General features: G+C 68.8%; 18 protein-coding genes. 6 read left to right on the top strand and 12 right to left on the bottom strand.

All coding sequences use genetic code 11. The features are described from left to right. Positions 1-75: 75 nt before the first annotated feature. Together hisB and hisH are read left to right on the top strand one after the other, a co-directional pair. Entirely contained in the window at positions 76-663 is a 588-nt protein-coding gene (hisB, locus tag AB6A69_RS00170; RefSeq protein ID WP_371059181.1) for an imidazoleglycerol-phosphate dehydratase HisB, read from the top strand. 4 nt (positions 664-667) lie between these two features. After that, positions 668-1,306 (top strand): imidazole glycerol phosphate synthase subunit HisH, encoded by a 639-nt coding sequence (hisH, locus tag AB6A69_RS00165; RefSeq protein ID WP_371059180.1) that lies wholly within the window; start codon positions 668-670, stop codon positions 1,304-1,306. Between the two features lie 15 nt (positions 1,307-1,321). On the opposite strand, the gene AB6A69_RS00160 is transcribed toward hisH, so the two are convergent. Further along, positions 1,322-1,708: a DUF2147 domain-containing protein gene (locus AB6A69_RS00160; RefSeq protein WP_371059179.1), complete on the bottom strand. Its 387-nt coding sequence runs from the start codon at positions 1,706-1,708 to the stop codon at positions 1,322-1,324. 147 nt (positions 1,709-1,855) lie between these two features. Here AB6A69_RS00160 and hisA point away from each other — a divergent pair, with 147 nt between their 5' ends. After that, a complete protein-coding gene (hisA, locus tag AB6A69_RS00155) occupies positions 1,856-2,578 on the top strand; it encodes a 1-(5-phosphoribosyl)-5-[(5-phosphoribosylamino)methylideneamino]imidazole-4-carboxamide isomerase (protein WP_371059178.1) in 723 nt (240 codons plus the stop codon). A gap of 2 nt (positions 2,579-2,580) precedes the next feature. Here hisA and AB6A69_RS00150 read toward each other — a convergent pair whose 3' ends face one another. Then, a complete protein-coding gene (locus AB6A69_RS00150; RefSeq protein ID WP_371059177.1) occupies positions 2,581-3,033 on the bottom strand; it encodes a DUF302 domain-containing protein in 453 nt (150 codons plus the stop codon). Positions 3,034-3,168: 135 nt separating this feature from the next. Here AB6A69_RS00150 and hisF point away from each other — a divergent pair, with 135 nt between their 5' ends. Continuing rightward, positions 3,169-3,930 carry an imidazole glycerol phosphate synthase subunit HisF gene (hisF, locus tag AB6A69_RS00145; protein ID WP_371059176.1) on the top strand — a complete coding sequence of 254 codons (762 nt, stop codon included), beginning with the start codon at positions 3,169-3,171 and terminating at the stop codon, positions 3,928-3,930. Beyond that, positions 3,927-4,241, top strand: coding sequence for a phosphoribosyl-ATP diphosphatase (locus AB6A69_RS00140; RefSeq protein ID WP_371036760.1), 315 nt, complete (start codon positions 3,927-3,929; stop codon positions 4,239-4,241). Before hisF ends, AB6A69_RS00140 begins: the two co-directional genes overlap by 4 nt. A gap of 11 nt (positions 4,242-4,252) precedes the next feature. Here the strand turns inward: AB6A69_RS00140 and AB6A69_RS00135 are convergent, their stop codons facing one another. The 5 genes from AB6A69_RS00135 to ectA form a co-directional block, all read right to left on the bottom strand. Then, positions 4,253-4,735, bottom strand: coding sequence for a CoA-binding protein (locus AB6A69_RS00135; RefSeq protein WP_371059175.1), 483 nt, complete (start codon positions 4,733-4,735; stop codon positions 4,253-4,255). 177 nt (positions 4,736-4,912) lie between these two features. Further along, positions 4,913-6,388, bottom strand: a complete 1,476-nt coding sequence (locus AB6A69_RS00130) for an aspartate kinase (protein WP_371059174.1) — start codon at positions 6,386-6,388, stop codon at positions 4,913-4,915. A 100-nt stretch (positions 6,389-6,488) separates the two neighbouring features. Further along, the gene (locus tag AB6A69_RS00125) at positions 6,489-6,887 is read right to left on the bottom strand and encodes an ectoine synthase (RefSeq protein ID WP_371036763.1); all 399 of its coding nucleotides are present in this window, start codon (positions 6,885-6,887) and stop codon (positions 6,489-6,491) included. 4 nt (positions 6,888-6,891) lie between these two features. Then, on the bottom strand, positions 6,892-8,166 hold the full coding sequence (gene ectB / locus AB6A69_RS00120) for a diaminobutyrate--2-oxoglutarate transaminase (RefSeq protein WP_371059173.1): 1,275 nt from the start codon (positions 8,164-8,166) through the stop codon (positions 6,892-6,894). 64 nt (positions 8,167-8,230) lie between these two features. Beyond that, complete coding sequence (ectA, locus tag AB6A69_RS00115) at positions 8,231-8,743, bottom strand: diaminobutyrate acetyltransferase (protein WP_371059608.1); 513 nt, start codon at positions 8,741-8,743, stop codon at positions 8,231-8,233. Positions 8,744-9,006: 263 nt separating this feature from the next. On the opposite strand from ectA, the gene AB6A69_RS00110 reads away from it, so the two are divergent. Then, complete coding sequence (locus AB6A69_RS00110) at positions 9,007-9,522, top strand: MarR family winged helix-turn-helix transcriptional regulator (RefSeq protein WP_371036765.1); 516 nt, start codon at positions 9,007-9,009, stop codon at positions 9,520-9,522. A 123-nt stretch (positions 9,523-9,645) separates the two neighbouring features. On the opposite strand, the gene AB6A69_RS00105 is transcribed toward AB6A69_RS00110, so the two are convergent. The 5 genes from AB6A69_RS00105 to AB6A69_RS00085 form a co-directional block, all read right to left on the bottom strand. Then, the gene (locus AB6A69_RS00105; RefSeq protein WP_371059172.1) at positions 9,646-10,770 is read right to left on the bottom strand and encodes an ABC transporter permease; all 1,125 of its coding nucleotides are present in this window, start codon (positions 10,768-10,770) and stop codon (positions 9,646-9,648) included. Between the two features lie 4 nt (positions 10,771-10,774). Further along, on the bottom strand, positions 10,775-13,501 hold the full coding sequence (rbbA, locus tag AB6A69_RS00100) for a ribosome-associated ATPase/putative transporter RbbA (protein ID WP_371059171.1): 2,727 nt from the start codon (positions 13,499-13,501) through the stop codon (positions 10,775-10,777). Continuing rightward, positions 13,491-14,480, bottom strand: coding sequence for an HlyD family secretion protein (locus tag AB6A69_RS00095; RefSeq protein ID WP_371059170.1), 990 nt, complete (start codon positions 14,478-14,480; stop codon positions 13,491-13,493). Before AB6A69_RS00095 ends, rbbA begins: the two co-directional genes overlap by 11 nt. Before the next feature lie 250 nt (positions 14,481-14,730). Further along, complete coding sequence (locus AB6A69_RS00090) at positions 14,731-16,059, bottom strand: TRAP transporter large permease (protein ID WP_371054672.1); 1,329 nt, start codon at positions 16,057-16,059, stop codon at positions 14,731-14,733. Then, on the bottom strand, positions 16,056-16,625 hold the full coding sequence (locus tag AB6A69_RS00085; RefSeq protein ID WP_371059169.1) for a TRAP transporter small permease subunit: 570 nt from the start codon (positions 16,623-16,625) through the stop codon (positions 16,056-16,058). Before AB6A69_RS00085 ends, AB6A69_RS00090 begins: the two co-directional genes overlap by 4 nt. Positions 16,626-16,661 lie beyond the last annotated feature (36 nt).

Raw genomic sequence — 16,661 nt, 5'->3', positions numbered from 1 at the left:
CCCGCCGGTCGGGGCCTTTCCGCCAGCCCCGCAGGAGCCTATAACCGCGCCACCCGAAACCCGAGGAGCCGCCCCATGCGCGAGGCCCGCATCAGCCGCACCACCGCCGAGACGGCGATCACCGCCCGCGTCGCGCTCGATGGCACCGGGGCGCACGAGATCGCCACGGGCGTGGGCTTCTTCGACCACATGCTGGCGCAGCTCTCGCGGCATTCGCTGATCGACATCGACCTCTCGGCCGAGGGCGACCTGCACATCGACGACCACCACACGGTGGAGGATTGCGGGCTCGCGCTCGGCCAGGCGCTCGCCGAGGCGCTCGGCGAAAAGCGCGGCATCCGCCGCTACGGCGCCTTCACGCTGGTGATGGACGACGCGCGGGTGGAGGCGGCGCTCGACCTCTCGGGGCGGCCCTGGCTCGCCTGGGAGGTGGCGTTCCCGACCCAGAAGATCGGCGCCTTCGACACCGAGCTCGTGCGCGAGTTCTTCCAGGCGCTGGCGAGCCGCGGCGGGATCACGCTCCACGTCTCCGCGCGGGCCGGGATCAACAGCCACCACATCGCCGAGGCCGCGTTCAAGGCCGTGGCGCGTGCGCTGCGCCAGGCCGTGGAGCCCGATCCGCGGGCGGGCGAGGCGATCCCGTCCACCAAGGGCGCGCTCTGAGCCCATGACCACCGTCATCGTCGATTACGAGAGCGGCAACCTCCACTCGGCCGAGAAGGCGTTCCAGCGCATGGCCGCCGAGACGGGCGCGGGCGCGGTCATGGTCACCGCCGATCCCGAGACGGTCGCACGCGCCGAGCGCGTCGTGCTGCCGGGCGACGGCGCCTTCCCGGCCTGCCGCCGGGCGCTCTTCGAGCAATCGGGATTGTTCGAGGCGATCGAGGAGGCGGCGATCGCCCGCGGCCGGCCGTTCCTCGGCATCTGCATTGGGATGCAGATGATGGCCTCGCGCGGGCTCGAATACGAGGAGACGCCGGGCTTCGGCTGGATCCCCGGCACGGTGGCGCGCATCGCGCCCGCCGACCCTGGCCTCAAGGTGCCGCACATGGGCTGGAACGACCTCGTGATCGACACGCCCCACCCCGTGCTCGACGGGATCGCCACCGGCGATCACGCCTATTTCGTGCACTCCTACCACTTCGTGGCCGAAGCGCCGGCCCACCGCATCGCCCATGTCGACTACGCCGGCGAGGTGACCGCGATCGTGGGGCGCGACACGCTTTTCGGCACGCAGTTCCACCCGGAAAAGAGCGCGGCGACAGGGCTCCACCTCATCGCCAATTTCCTGCGCTGGCGGCCCTGAGGCGCGCAGCCCGGCTCAGTCCACCCGCGCCCAGGTCTGGCTCGCGCAGATGAGCCCGCCCGCCACGCAGCCGCGCAGCTTCAGCCGGTCCCCCGCGAGGTCAATCTTGCCGAGATAGACCTTGTCGTTGGAGGGCCGCCAGACCCGCCCCTCGTAGCGGCCGTCCCCTTGCGGTACCATGCCGCGGACGATCTGCCGCCCGATCGTGTCGGAGCGGTATTCGCCCTCTGCGTTGAAGGTGCGCGCGATGGTCCCGCAGATGGCGTCGCCGCAGGGCTGCATCCTCACATGGGCGAAGGCCCCGTCGTCGGGCTCGGTCTGCCAGGTGCCGAGCACCGGATCGGCGAGCGCCGCGTCGGCCCCGAGCAGGAGCGCCGCGACGGCGGCGAGCATGCGTGTCATTCCTGTCCTCCCTTTTCGGTCCTCCCGGCCGGCATCCTGCGCGGCGCGCGCCCGGCCGATCAAGCGTGACCCCGCGTCGGCGGGCGCACATTGCATTCGCCGCGCCGTCCGGGCAGAAGCGCCCCGACCCCGAAACGGAGCGCGCCCATGATCCTCTACCCCGCGATCGACCTGAAGGACGGCAAGGCGGTGCGCCTCCTGCGCGGCGAGATGGAGAAGGCGACGGTCTTCAACGACGACCCCGCCGCGCAGGCCCGCGCCTTCGTCGAGGCGGGCGCGGAGTGGCTGCACCTCGTGGACCTGAACGGCGCCTTCGCGGGGCGGCCGGTGAACGCGGGCGCCGTGGAGGCGATCCTCGCCGCCTGCCCCGGCATCCCCGCGCAGCTCGGCGGCGGCATCCGGGACATGGCGACGATCGAGCGCTGGCTGGGCGCGGGGCTCGCCCGGGTGATCCTCGGCACCGTCGCGGTGGAACAGCCCGAGCTAGTGCGCGAGGCCGCGCGGGCCTTCCCTGGCAAGGTCGCGGTGGGCATCGACGCGCGCGCGGGCCGGGTCGCCACGCGCGGATGGGCCGAGGAGACGGAGGTGGAGGCCACCGACCTCGCCCGCCGCTTCGAGGACGCCGGCGTGGCCGCGATCATCTACACCGACATCGACCGCGACGGGGCGATGGGCGGGCCCAACGTGGCGGCCACCGCGGCGCTCGCCCGCGCGGTCTCCATCCCGGTCATCGCGTCGGGGGGCGTGTCGTCGCTCGACGATCTCGTCGCGCTTCGCGACACCGGCGTGATCGCGGGCGCGATCTCGGGCCGCGCGCTTTATGACGGGAAGCTCGACCTGAAGGCGGCGCTCGCCGCGCTCGCGGGCTGAGGCTATTCGGCCGCGGCCTTCGTGAACCTTTCGAGAGCGGCGGCCATCGCCCCGATCACCGGGGCATCGGGGTCGATCCCGTCGAAGCGGCCGAGCGCCGAGGCCGGCGGCTCATAGGCCAGCCAGACCCGGCCGTCGCGATCCTCGTAGACCAGCACCTTGAGCGGCAGGGCAAGCCCCGCCAGCCGGTCGGCCTCGATCGCCGGAGTGCCGACCTTGGGGCTGCCGAAGACGACGAGTTGCGAGGCGCCCACATCCGATCCGACGCTTCGGGCGCCCGCGCCGTGATCGACCCGCGCGAACACGGTCACGCCCGCGTCCTCGACCGCGGCGACGAAGGCGTCGGCCGTGGCCGCCACGCTCTTGTCGGCGGAAACGCGCGCGATGTCCTGCGCCAGCGATGGCAGCGGGGCCAGCGACAATGCGAGCGCGGCGAGGGAAGTGCGAACCGGCATGGGGATCTCCTTTCCCGCGTTCTGCGCAGCGACAGTCCGGCACCCCGCCCGGCGCGGCCAGTCACGAATTCGTTGCTCACGCAGAGGTGAGTGCCGCCCTTGCCGTGGCGGGGTGGCGGGCGTATCACCCGGGTCATGCTCAAGACCCGCCTCATCCCCTGCCTCGACGTGGCCGACGGCCGCGTGGTGAAGGGCGTCAACTTCGTCGACCTGGTGGACGCGGGCGACCCGGTGGAGGCGGCGCGGGCCTACGACGCCGCGGGCGCGGACGAGATCTGCTTTCTCGACATCCACGCCACCCACGAGAATCGCGCCACCATGTTCGACGTGGTGCGCCGCACCGCCGAGCAGTGCTTCATCCCGCTCACCGTGGGCGGCGGCGTGAAAGGGCCCGAGGACGTGCGCGCGCTGCTGCTCGCCGGCGCCGACAAGGTGAGCCTCAACTCCGCCGCGGTGGCCGACCCCACGGTGGTGCGCCGCTGCGCCGACCGCTTCGGCAGCCAGTGCATCGTGGTGGCCATCGACGCCAAGCAGGTCGCGCCGGGCCGGTGGGAGATCTTCACCCATGGCGGGCGCCGCGCGACCGGGGTGGATGCGCTCGCCTTCGCCCGGCGGGTGGAATCGGAGGGCGCGGGGGAAATCCTGCTCACCTCGATGGACCGGGACGGCACCCGCGACGGCTTCGACCTCGCGCTCACCCGCGCCGTGGTGGCGGCGGTGGACGTGCCCGTGATCGCGAGCGGCGGCGTGGGCACGCTCGACCACCTCGTGGCCGGCGTGAGAGAGGGCGGCGCGAGCGCGGTGCTCGCCGCGTCGATCTTCCATTTCGGCACCCATTCAATCGCCGAGGCCAAGGCGCACATGGCCGCGGCCGGCATCCCCATGAGGGCCGCATGAACATTCTCGAGGCGCTCGACGCGCTGGTGGCCTCCCGCATGGGCGGCGATCCGGAGGAAAGCTGGACCGCGCGGCTTCTCGCCGCCGGGCCCGAGAAATGCGCCGAGAAGTTCGGCGAGGAGGCGGTGGAGGCCGTGATCGAGGCGGTGCGCGGCGACCGCGAGAGGCTGACCGCCGAGGCGGCGGACGTGCTCTTCCACCTGATCGTCATGCTGCGCGCCCGCGACGTGACGCTCGCCGAGGTGCTGGCCGAGCTCGAGCGGCGCCAGGGCCGATCGGGGCTCGAGGAAAAGGCGGGGCGCGAAGGGTAGCCCCGCGCGGCTCAGAGCTTCGAGGAGATGACGCCGGTGGCGAAGCCGCCCATGCGAAGCTCGCCGAAGAGGCGCTGATACTCGATCTTGGGGCAGCGGTTCATTACAACGTCGACGCCCTGCGCCCGGGCCATGGCCGCGGCCTCCGGATGCGAGACGCCGATCTGCATCCAGATCGTCCGGAGCGCGGGCAGCACCGCCAGCGCCTCCTCGACGATGGGCGGCACCGCCTCGGAGCGGCGGAAGATATCGACCATGTCGGCCTCGATGCCCGCCTCGGCGACCTCCGTGAGAGAGGCGCGCACCGTCTCGCCGTGAAGCGTCTTGCCGGCGTGGCCAGGGTTGACGGGGATCACGCGAAAGCCCTTGAGCGCGAGGTAGCGCGCGACATAGGCGCTCGGGCGCACCGGGTTCGTCGAGATCCCCACCAGCGCGATGACGCGGGTGCGGGTCAGGATCTCTCGGAGGACCGAGTCGGGATGGGTTTCACTCATGCTCGGAGCGTAGCGCCACAGGGGCGCACAAAAAAGCGCCCGGAGAAAATTCCGGGCGCCAGTGTCGGAACGAGGGACAGTGAAGTAAGACGCCGGTGTTCCGTACCGACGCCTTGATGTGTCACTTAGGCCGCGCCGGCGGACGTTTAAGGGCCCTCAACAACTTGTGAATTGCGCTCAGGCCACGAGCTTGGGCGCGGCGGCGGCGCCGATCTCCGACTCTTCGGGCGCCTCCGGGGCCTGCGCGTCGGCCTCCTCGACGAGCGCGCGGTGCAGCGCCTTCACCGCCGTGTCGGCGTCCTCGCGCGCCATGACGAACTGGATATCGACGTTGCGCGGCCCCTGGCTGACCGCGACGGGCGCCAGACCGGCCCGGTCGAGCGCGACCAGCCCGCGGCCGAGCGCCCGGAGGCCGGAGATATCGCGCCCGATGGCGGAGACCACCGCGAGCGCGCGGGTGGTGACCTCGGCCGAGGGGTGGACCCGCACGAGGTCGGCTTCCACGCGGCGCACGGATTTCAGAGAGGCGTCCACGTAATGCGTGATCGCGTTGGCGTTCGACGACTTCGCCACGATCCGCACCTTGTGCCGTGTGAGCGCCTCGAGGATGGACGCGTCGTAGCCTTTCACGCCCACCATGTCGGGTTCGAAGAGTTCGAGCGCGATCACCGGCAGCGAGGTCACGATCTCCACCGCCGGCGCCTCGGCCGGCGCCTCGTCGATCAGCGTGCCGGGATCGGCCGGGTCGAAGGCGTTGGTCACGCGCAGCGGGATACCCGCCTGGCGCAGGGTCTTGGCCGCCGACGGGTGGATCGCCTCCATCCCCATGTTGGAAAGCTGGTCGGCCACGTCGTAATTGGTGCGGCCGAGCTTGCGCACGTTCTCCAGCCCCACGAGCCGCGGATCGGCGGAAGAGAGGTGGAATTCCTTGTGGATGATCGCCTCTGCCGCACCGGTGGCCGCGGCGATGCGCGAGAAGGTGACCTCGGAATAGCCGCGGTCGTAATGCTTCATCAGCCCTTCGGAACACTGCGCGTAGCCCGTCACGACGGGAAGTTCCGTCGCGAGGTCGATATCCTCGAACCCCCGCGCGATCCGCTCTTCGAGCGAGACCTCGGCCTCGTCGCGCCAGCCGGAGAGGTCCACGAACCGCGCGTTGACGCCCGCGCGGCGCAGCAGAAGCGCGGTCGCCTGCGCCGAATGCGCCTCGCCCAGCCCCGAAAGCAGCTCGCGGATCAGCCCCATGTGCTGGTCCAGACGGAAATGCCCGTAGGAACAGAGTCGCTGAAGGTCGATCAGGCAGGAGCGCGCGCCCTCGATGCGCTCGCGCACGAAATCGTCGGCCTCCTGGATGTCGCCGGGGGCTTCCAGCACCTCGCGGTGCGCGACCTTCATCGCCTCGGCCACGCGGTTGAGGGCATCCGACCAGCCGTGATCGTTCTCGGCGTTGGCGAAAAGGGCATAGACGCCCGGCTCGCCGCTCTTCTTGTGCTCGAGCAGCAGATCCGTGATGCCGCCATAGGCGGAGACGACGAAAACGCGGTTGTAGGGGTCTGCACCGCCGTGGAGGAAAAGCGGCTCCAGAAGCTCGCGAGAGCGGCTCATGGAGGTGCCGCCGATCTTCTCGACGGTGTGGGCGTGGCGCTCGGTCATGGTTCTTGCCTTTTCGAAACCGCGACCGGGCGCGAGGCGCGCGCGGTCGCGGATCATTTCAGGTTTGCCTGCCGCCGGTTCGCGGCGGCCTTGCGCAGGGTCAGGCCTGTTCTTCCGCCGGGGCGTAGGAGCCGTCCTCGCGGTGCACCTCCTTGCCCGTGACCGGCGGGTTGAAGACGCAGGCCATCACGAGTTCCGCCTCGGGATCGGCGCGCACGGTGTGGCGGTCGTGCTTGTCGAGCGCGTACATCACGCCCGGCTTGATCGCGTGGGTCTCGCCGGTGGCCAGATCGGTGATCGCGCCGGTGCCCGACATGCAATAGACGCTTTCGAAATGGTGCTTGTATTCGAACGTGTGCTCGCTGCCGGCGTCGAGGAAGGTGATGTGGAAGGAAAATCCCATCCCGTCATCGGCCAGAAGCATGCGCACGCTCGTCCATTGCGCGTCGCTCACGGTCCTGTCGCCGGTCTTCAGGTCTTCGAAATCACGAACGATCATTGTGTTACTCCGCCGCCATGGGTTTCGCCGTTTCCTCGCGGATCGCGGCCTCCAGGATGTCGAGGCCGCGGTCGAACACCGCGTCCTCGATGGTGAGCGGCGCCAGCACCTTCACCACCTCGTCGTCGGCCCCCGAGGTCTCGATCACCAGACCGTCGCGGAAGGCGCGGGCGCAGATCTCGCCGGCCAGCTCGCCCGAGCCCACGTCGATGCCGCGCATCATGCCGCGCCCCTTCAGCCGGGCGCCCGGGATCATCGCGGCCATCTCGGTCAGACGCTTTTCCAGATGCGCGCCCTTGCGGGCAACCTCGGTCTCGAAGGCGTCGTCGGCCCAGAACTTCTCCAGCGCCACGCGGGCGGTGACGAAGGCATGGGTGTTGCCGCGGAAGGTGCCGTTGTGCTCGGCCGGCTTCCAGATGTCGTGCTCGGGCCTGACGAGGGTGAGCGCGAAAGGCAGCCCGAAACCCGACAGCGACTTCGCGAGCGTGATCATGTCCGGCTCGATGTCCATGCCGTCGGTGGCGAAGAAGCCTCCGGCGCGGCCGATGCCCGACTGGATGTCGTCGACGATAAGCAGGATGCCGTGCTTGCGCGCCAGCGTCTCGAGCCCCTTGAGCCACGCGGCCGAGGCGGCGTTCAGACCGCCCTCGCCCTGCACCGGCTCCACCACGAAGGCGGCGGGCAGGTCGGCCCCGCTCGACGAGTTCTCGATCATCGCCTCGATCATGGGAAGCGTATCGACATCCTCGCCCAGAGCGCCGTCATAGGGCAGATGGGTCACGTTGCCGAGCGGCTGGCCCGCACCCGCGCGCTTGCCGCGGTTGCCGGTCAGCGCGAGCGCGCCCAGCGTCATGCCGTGGAACCCGTTGGTGAAGGCAACAACCTCGGTCCGGCCCGTCACCTTGCGGGCGAGCTTGATCGCGGCCTCGACGGCGTTGGTGCCGGTGGGCCCGGTCATCATCACCTTGTGGTCCATGCCGCGCGGGGCGAGCACGATGCGTTCGAACGCCTCGAGGAAGGCCGCCTTCTCGCGCGAATACATGTCGAGCCCGTGGGCGATGCCGTCCGAGGTGACGTGATCGACCAGCGCGGCCTTCATGTCCGGATCGTTGTGACCGTAGTTGAGCGACGAGCACCCGGCCAGGAAGTCGATGTAGTCCCGGCCCTCGGTGTCGATCAGGATCGCCCCCTTCGCGGAGGCGAACACCGTGTCGAAGCTGCGGCAATAGCTGCGCACCTGCGACTCGCGTCGGTGGAAAATGGCTTTGTCGGCTGACATGTCAGCGGTCATGAGGATATCCTCGCTTTGAAATTCTGGAATGTGCGGGTGTTGGGGACGGCCGTCAGGCCGCGCGGCCCATCGCCGCGGGCAGCTTGATCGTCACCATGTGTTCGGTGGCGTGGGCGCCCTGGAAGTGGGTGTCTTGCGCGTAGTGCGCCTGCGCGTCGAGCTCTGCACCGTGCTTGCTTGCGAAACGCTTGAATAGCGCCCAGCTCGCGTCGTTGTCGCGGGTGATCGTCGTCTGGATGCGCGTCACGTCCCGCGCCTCTTCGCGCGAGAGCAGATGCGTCAGCATGCGTCCGGCGAGGCCCTCGCCGCGCGCCGCTTCGGAAACGGCCACCTGCCAGACGAAGAGCGTCTCGGGGTCGTTGGGCAGCACGTAGGCGGAGATCCAGCCCAGAAGCGCGCCGTCGCGCTCTGCCACCACGCAGGTGTCGCGGAAGTGGTCGCACTGGATCAGGTTGCAGTACATCGAATTCTCGTCGAGCGGCTTGCAGGCCGACACGAGTTGCCAGACCGCGGCACCGTCCTGCGGCATCGGCTTCCGAAAAGCGATTGCGCCGGGGCGGCGCATGTCGATCGAGCGGATCTGGTTCACGGGACTGCTTCCTCTCTTGCTGCGTTGCCGGAAGATATACGCATCACGCAAAGAAAATCAACTAGGCTAAACAAATCACGGCATGTGACGTCTAAAATCTTGTTCTTCTGGTATTTATACCTTTGCATGGCTTCGCTACCGGATGGCGACGGCGCCTTTTTCCTTGGAATCCTGCCGCGCTTTCCTTAATTAGACTAACTAATGATATCTTGTCCGACCGGACGGAGGCTGACACAGTCATGACATTTCACCAGCCGATGGGCCCCGACGTGGACCGCACAGACACGAGCCTGATCGCCTTGCGCCGCATCCTGCGCGCGACCGAACTGTACGGCCGGGAGCTTGCCCGCGTCGCGGGCCTTACCCCCGTGCAGATCCGGGTCCTGCAGATCGTCTCGGCCCACGGAGTCGTCACGCCGAAACAGATCTCGGCGCAGATGGGGGTGAGCCAGGCGACGATCTCGACCCTGCTCGACCGCCTCGCCGCCAAGGGCATGGTCCGGCGCGAACGCTCGGAGACCGACCGCAGGCAGACCAACGTGGAACTGACGGAAAACGGGCGCGACGTGATCGGGCGCGCGCCCGACGCGCTTCAGCAGCAATACGTGAAGGCCTTCGAGGCGCTCGAGGACTGGGAGCAGGCGATGATCGTGGCCTCGCTCGAGCGCGTGGCCTCGATGCTGAACGCCGCCGACCTCGACGCCGCCCCGGTCCTCGATCACGGAGAGATCCGGCGCGGGTCGAGCACCCACTGAAGGCGCCCTGCCCTTCCCGGCGCGGGATCGCCCGCCCATCGCGGCCCACTGTGAAAGCCCGCCTTCGCCGCCGGTCGCCGAGACCGGAACATCGCCGCCGGCCGGCGCGTGCCTGGGGCGCGCTCAGCGTGCGGCCGCCATCGTCCCGCGAAACCGGCTGAGGGCGAGGGCGAGGAAAACGCCGCCGATGCAGGCGACGGCCAGGAGTTCCTTCCACACAAGAAGCAGTCCGGCATCGCGGTAAAGGACCGCCTCGGCGAAACTCGTGAAATGCGTGGCGGGCGACAGCTGCATCAGGTTGCGCAGCAGGTCGGGCATCGCCTCCAGCGGCGTCACCCCGCCCGAGAGCAGGTAGAGAACGACGAAGACAGGGATCGCGAGCAGCCCGAATTGCGGCATCGTGGTCGCGAAGGTCGCCAGCATGATCCCGAGCGACGTGACCGCGAAGAGATAGACGGCGGCGCCGACGGCGAAGACGGGGATCGACCCCGGCACCGGAATGCCCATCAGCCCCTCGACCACGACAAGAAGCGAAAGCACCGCCGCGGCGACGATCACCAGCCCGTTGGCCCAGATCTTGGCCAGCATGATCTCCAGCGCGGTGACCGGCATCACCATCAGGTGCTCGATCGTGCCGTGCTCGCGCTCCCGGATCACGGCGGCGCCCGACAGCACCACCGACAGGATGGTGACGTTGCCGATCACCTGCATCACCGCGAAGAACCATTGCGACTGCAGGTTCGGGTTGAACCGCGCCCGCGGCACGAGGCTCGCCGGAAGGGCGGTGCCGGCGTCGTCGCCCGACAGGAAGACGGCCAGTTCGTCCTGGACGATCCGCTGGATGTAGGCCGTGCCGTTGCCCGCCAGCGTCATCGCGGTCGCATCGACGTTCAGTTGCAGCGAGGGCTGGCGCCCGGCCAGCACGTCGGCCTCGAACCGCGCGGGCACGTGCAGCACGAAGCTGTAGCGCCCCGTATCGAGCGCCTGCTCCATCTCGGAGATCCCGATGAGGTCGGCGTCGCGGAACTGCGGCGGCAGGAAAGCCCCGCGGATACGGCCCGACAGGATCGACCTGTCCTCGTCGACCACGGCGATCGCGGCGTTGCGCACCTCCGTCTGCACGCCGTGCGCCACGGCGTAGACCGCCGCGGTGAAGGTGTAGACCACCAGCGCCATCAGGACCGGGTCCCGGAACAAGCTCCACAGTTCCTTGAGGCCGAGGCGGAAGATGTTGCGAAGAGCGCGCATCGCCTCAAGCCTCCTGCTTTTTCAGCAGCAGCGCCGCAAGCGCCCAGAACAGCAGGCAGAACCCTGCGAGGGCAAGGTGGTTGAGCCAGAGATCACCGGCCCCGAGCCCCTTGTTGAACACGCCGGTGCTGATCCGCTGGAAGTAGAACGGCGGAAAGGACTGCCCGATCGTCCGGGTCAGCGGGTCCAGCGTCGAGACGGGGTAGAGCATCCCCGAGAAATTGACCGTCGGGATGATGACGATGATCGCGCTGCCGAAGATCGCGGCGATCTGGCTGCGCACGAAGGTCGAGATCACCAGCCCGAAGGCCGTCGCCGCCACCGTGTAGAGCAGGGCGCCCAGGACCAGCGCCGGCAGGCTGCCCTCGATCCGCAATCCGAACACCGCAAGAAGCATGCCCACGAGGATCACGAAGCTGATCATGGCCACGGCGACATAGGGGGCCTGCTTGCCGATCAGGAATTCCAGCTTCCGGACCGGGGCCGCGTAGAGATTGGTGATCGAACCGAGCTCCTTTTCGCGCACGATGCCCAGCGCCGTCATCATCGTCGGGATCATGATCAGCATCATCATCAGCACCCCCGGCGGGATGGCGTAATCGGAGGAAAAGCTCTGATTGTAGCGAAAGCGCGGCTCGATGGTCGCGGGATAAAGCGTGGGCACACGCCCGGTTTCGATCTGCGCAAGTTCGCTCAGGAACCCCGCGAAGGCGGCCTCGGCGTAACGCCGCGCGCTTTCGGCGCGCACCGTGTTCGACCCGTCGAGCCACAGCGCCACCTCGGGGTCGTCGCCGCCCAGCAGGTCGCGGCCGAAGTCGGGCGGGATGACCAGCGCCATGGTGATCTCGCCCCGCCGCAGCAGGGCGTCCATCCCGGCGGGCGTGTCCAGTTCGGCCTGCTCGAGGAAATACCGCGAACCCGAGAACTGGCGCCCCAGCATGCGGCTTTCGGCGCTTCGGTCCTGGTCGACGACGGCGTAGTTGATGTCCTCGACGTCGAAGGAGATGCCGAAGCCCACGGCGATCATGAGGATGACCGGCCCCAGCAGGGCGAAGGCCAGCCGGATCGGGTCGCGCCCGAGCTCCATCGCCTCGCGCCGGGCGACGGCCCAGGACCGCGCCGCGGAGAAGAGGCCGCGCCGGTGCCCGGCGCCTGTCCGCTCCGAACCCGGATCCGGCGCCTGCTCGGGCGTGGCGTCGTCGGCGGCCTCCTCGAGATAGGCGATGAACGCCTCTTCCAGGCTCTCGGCGTCACGGCGGTCGCGCAGGTCGCCGGGCGCGCCGACCGCCAGAACCTCTCCCGCATGCATCAGCGAGATCCGGTCGCAGCGCTCGGCCTCGTTCATGAAATGGGTCGAGATGAAGATCGTCACCCCGTCGTCCCGCGACAGCGCGATCAGCAACTCCCAGAAACGGTCCCGCGCCACCGGATCGACGCCGGAGGTGGGCTCGTCCAGGATCAGCATCTCGGGCTCGTGCAGCACGGCGACGGCGAGTTGCAGGCGCTGGCGCACGCCGAGCGGCAGGTTCGCGGGGCGGCTGCCGGCGACGTCCCCGAGGTCGAACCGCTCCAGCAGCTCGGCCACCCGCTCGCGCTGCCGCGCGGCGCTCAGCTGGAACAGCTGCGCGTGCAGCACGAGGTTCTGCCGCACCGAGAGTTCCGCGTAAAGCGAGAAGGATTGCGACATGTAGCCGACCCGCCGCCGCGTCGCGAGGTCGGAGCTGTCGACCGGCTTTCCGAAAAGTTCCGCGTGGCCCTCCGTCGGCTCCAGCAGGCCCGTGAGCATCTTCATGGTCGTGGTCTTGCCGCAGCCGTTCGAGCCCAGAAAGCCGAAGATCTCGCCCTTCTCGATGCGAAAGCTGACATCGTTGACGGCGGTGAAGTCACCGAACCGCTTGGTCAGGCCCTCGGCCTCGATCGCGACGGGGCGGTCGCCTTCGGGGCGCGGCGGCAGGTGCACCTCGCCATGGCCCTCGCGCTTTTCCGGCGGCAGGAAGGCGATGAACGCCTTTTCCAGCGTGTCGGCCCCGGCCTCGCCGCGCAACTCGTCCGGCGTTCCGGTGGCCAGCACCCGGCCCGCATCCATCGCCACCAGCCGGTCGAAGCGTTCCGCCTCTGACATGTAGGCGGTCGACGTGACCAGCGTCATCTCCGGACGACGCTCGCGCAGCCGGTCGATCAGTTCCCAGAACTGCTTGCGCGACAGCGGATCGACGCCGGTCGTGGGTTCGTCGAGGATGAGCAGGTCGGGGGCGTGCATCAGCGCGCAGCACAGCGAGAGCTTCTGCTTCATGCCCCCCGAAAGCTTGCCCGCCGGGCGGCCGGAAAACGGCGCGAGCCCGGTGCTTTCCAGCAGCTCCGCGATGCGCGCCTCTCGTTCGCAAGCCCCCTGTCCGAAGAGCCGCCCGAAGAAATCGACATTCTCGTGGACCGACAGCGTGGGATAGAGGTTCTGTCCCAGCCCCTGCGGCATGTAGGCGATGCGCGAGAAACTCTCCGAGCGATGCGCGGCGCAGGCCATGTCGCCGCCCAGCACCTCGACGCGGCCCTGCTGGATCCGGCGCACCCCGGCCAGCAGCCCCAGTAGGGTCGATTTGCCCACCCCGTCGGGCCCGATCAGCCCGACCATGCGCCCTTCGGAGAAGCTCAGGCTGACATCGTCCAGCGCCGTGATCGCGCCGTAGCGATGGCTGAGACCGGTGAGTTCCGCGACGACCGGCTCAGCGGGCATCGGGCAGGCGGACGGTCAGCTCTTCGGGCCAGGACGCGGACGGATCGACCCGAACATGCGCCACGCCCGGCACCCCGGTCTTCACCACATCCTGGTAGTCGGCGAGGATTTCCGGCGGGATGCGGAGCTTGACGCGGAACATCAGGGTCTCGCGCTCTTCCTCCGTCTCGACGTATTTGGGCGTGAACTGCGCCTCGCCCGCGACGAAAGTGACGCTTGCGGGGATGACGTATTCGGGGGCCGCGTCCAGCACCAGCCGCGCCTCGGCACCGTAGGCCAGGCGGCCCGCGGCACCTGTCGGCAGATACACGGTCATCACCACATCGGTCAGGTCGATCAGCGTCAGCACCCGCGTGCCCGCGCCCAGAACCTCGCCCGGCTCGGCCAGGCGGTATTGCACGCGCCCGGCCCGCGGCGCGTGGAGCGCGTAATCCTCGAGATCGGCGCGCAACCGGTCGACGGTGGCCTGCGCCGCCTCGACCTGGGCTTCGGCGGCCGCGATGCCGGCCTTCGCCGAGGTCACGGCCGCGGCGGCGGACTCCTTTTGGGACAGGCGAAGATCGATGCGTTCCTCCGGCGCGAAGCCGCGTTCGCCCAGTTCGCGCGCGCGGAACAGTTCCTTTTCCGCGAAAACGAGGGCGCTTTTTCGTTCCTCGAGGACCGCGCGGCGCTCCGCCAGCGTCTGGCGGGCCGAACTCACCTGCGCTTCCGCCTCGCGAAGCTGCGCCCTGATCTGCGCATCGTCGAGGCGCGCCAGGATCTGCCCGGCCTCGACCCGGTCGCCCTCGCTCACGAGGATTTCGGCAAGACGTCCCGCGAACTTGGTCGCGACGTCCACGCGCCCGGCTTCGATGCGGCCGTTGGCCTTCGCGAAGCCGGGCGGCAGGTCGTCACCGTCCCTCAAGACCGCGTACCAGAGCGCCGCCCCGGAGAGAGCCAGCACGAGCGCCGCGATCAGGAATCTTGTCGAGCCGGACATGGGTCGACCTCTGCCTCACCCTTCTGGCGGCAGGCCCCGCCGCCGCGCCACACGCACGCAGGTTCTGAATGCTGCACATGCATAACAAATTGGCAACGGAAAAGCACGGCGTCTTGACGGGGCCGCGCGGCCGGGATGATCGCCCACCGATCGGACCGACCTCCCGCGGCCTTGCCGGTCTTCTGGTCCAAGCCGAGGGGGCGTCGCGGGGGGGGGGGGGGTCGGAGCGCAGGCGCCGGCGCGATGCGGCCTACAGGAACACCGTGACGGTTCCCGGCACCAGCGCCACGATGACCAGCACGATCAGCATCACCGCGATGAAGGGCAGCGTCGCGCCGAAAACCTGCTCCACCGTCACGGACGGATCGTTCAGCGTGTTGTGCACGGTGAAGACGGATATGCCGAACGGTGGCGTCAGCAGGCCGATCTCGACCGCGATGACGGTCACGATGCCGAAATGCATTAGGTCGATCCCAAGGCCCTGGGCGATGGGCGCCGCGATCGGCACCATGATCAGCAGGATCGAGGTGCTGTCGAGGATCATCCCCATCAGCAGGATGATGAGCGCGTAGAAGAAGAGGAACTCCAAGGGCCCGAAGCCGGAGTCGGTCACGAGCCCCGAGATCGCGTTGGGCAGCCCGGCGATGGCCAGCATGCGCGAATAGAAGGACGCGGCGATCAGGAGAAGCAGGATGGACACGGAGATGACGCCGGTCTGTTTCATCACCTTCCAGAGCCGTTTCCGATCCAGGCTGCGCCGCGACAGCGCCACGAGAAGCGCGCCGAACGCCCCGACCCCGCCGGCTTCGGTCGGCGTGAAGAAGCCCGTGTAAAGGCCCCCCAGAACCAGGATCACGAGCAGGACGATCGGGACGAGCTTGCGCAGCATCTCGCCCGCGGGCATCGGGGTATGGTCCCGGTCGAGGCGCCGCGCCTTCGTGTCCTCGGGATCGATCAGCACGAATTTCGGAAAGGCGATCGTGATGGCGATCAACATGGCGACGAAGCCGCCCGCCAGCATGAAGCCCGGCACGATGCCCGCTATGAACATGCCGCCGATCGAAACCTCGGCCAGCACCCCGTAGATGATCAGCAGAAGGCTCGGCGGAATGAGCATGCCCAGCACGGACGAGCCCGCGACCGTTCCCGCAGAAAAGGCCGGGCGGTAGCCGTGGCGCGTCATCTCGGGCACCGCGACCCGGGTGAAGACCGCCGCGGACGCGATGGAGACGCCGGTGACGGCCGCGAAGATGGTGTTGGCCGCGACGGTCGCGACCCCGAGCCCGCAGATCATCCGGCGCAGCAATTCCTCCGCCACCTCGAACGTGTCGCGCCCGACATTCGAGACGCTGACGAGCAGGCCCATCAGAACGAAAAGCGGGATCGTGGCGAAGAGGTAATCGGCGATCCCGGAATAGGCGGTCAGCTCGAGCATGCGGAACGCCAGCCCGATATTGTCGCGGATCAGCCAGATTCCGACGAAGGCCACCCCGAAGAGCGCGTAGGCGATCTGCAGGCCCATCAGCACCAGGGCCACCAGAACGGCGATCAGGACGAAACCGAAGGCGAGCGTGGTCATGCCGGTCTTCGCATCATTCGAATTTCCTCGCTCGCGCGGTAAAGCGCGCAGAGCACCGCCACGGCCGATCCGACCACGGTGATCAGGCGGAACGGCCAGGTGGGGATCGTCCAGACGCCCTGGACGCCGAAGAATTCGGCCGACGCCCAGCTTTCGACGAGTTTCGGCCAGGACGGCCACAGGATGAGCGCGAAGACCACGGCCCCGGCGATGCAGAAGAACGTCTCCAGCAGGCAGAGGACGCGCGGCGACACGCGCTCGATCCGGCGCAGCAGGAAATCGGCGCGCGTGAGGCGCTTTTGCAGGATCGCCGCAGGCACCTGAAGGAACACGATCGCGACCACCGCGCGGGCGGCGATCTCGGAAACGCCGGTGACGGGCGCGTCCAGAAAATTCCGCCCGATCACGTCCGCCACGATGAGAAGCATCAGCGCGCCGATCGCGGCGGTCCCGATCGCCGACAGCGTCGCCGCGATCGTGGCCAGCACGGCGCCGACCGGCGCGTCGAAAAAGGCCGGAACGAAGCCGTCGTCGTCTTCCAGCCCGGCCGCGTCGTCATTGCTCATTGCCACGATCCCGCCGTCCATGACGGATGCGCCCGG

The organism is Rhodosalinus sp. 5P4 (assembly GCF_041365695.1).
GTDB lineage: Bacteria > Pseudomonadota > Alphaproteobacteria > Rhodobacterales > Rhodobacteraceae > Rhodosalinus.
The sequence above is the reverse complement of the archived record's forward strand: the minus strand, read 5'-3'. Positions and strand labels throughout refer to the sequence as shown.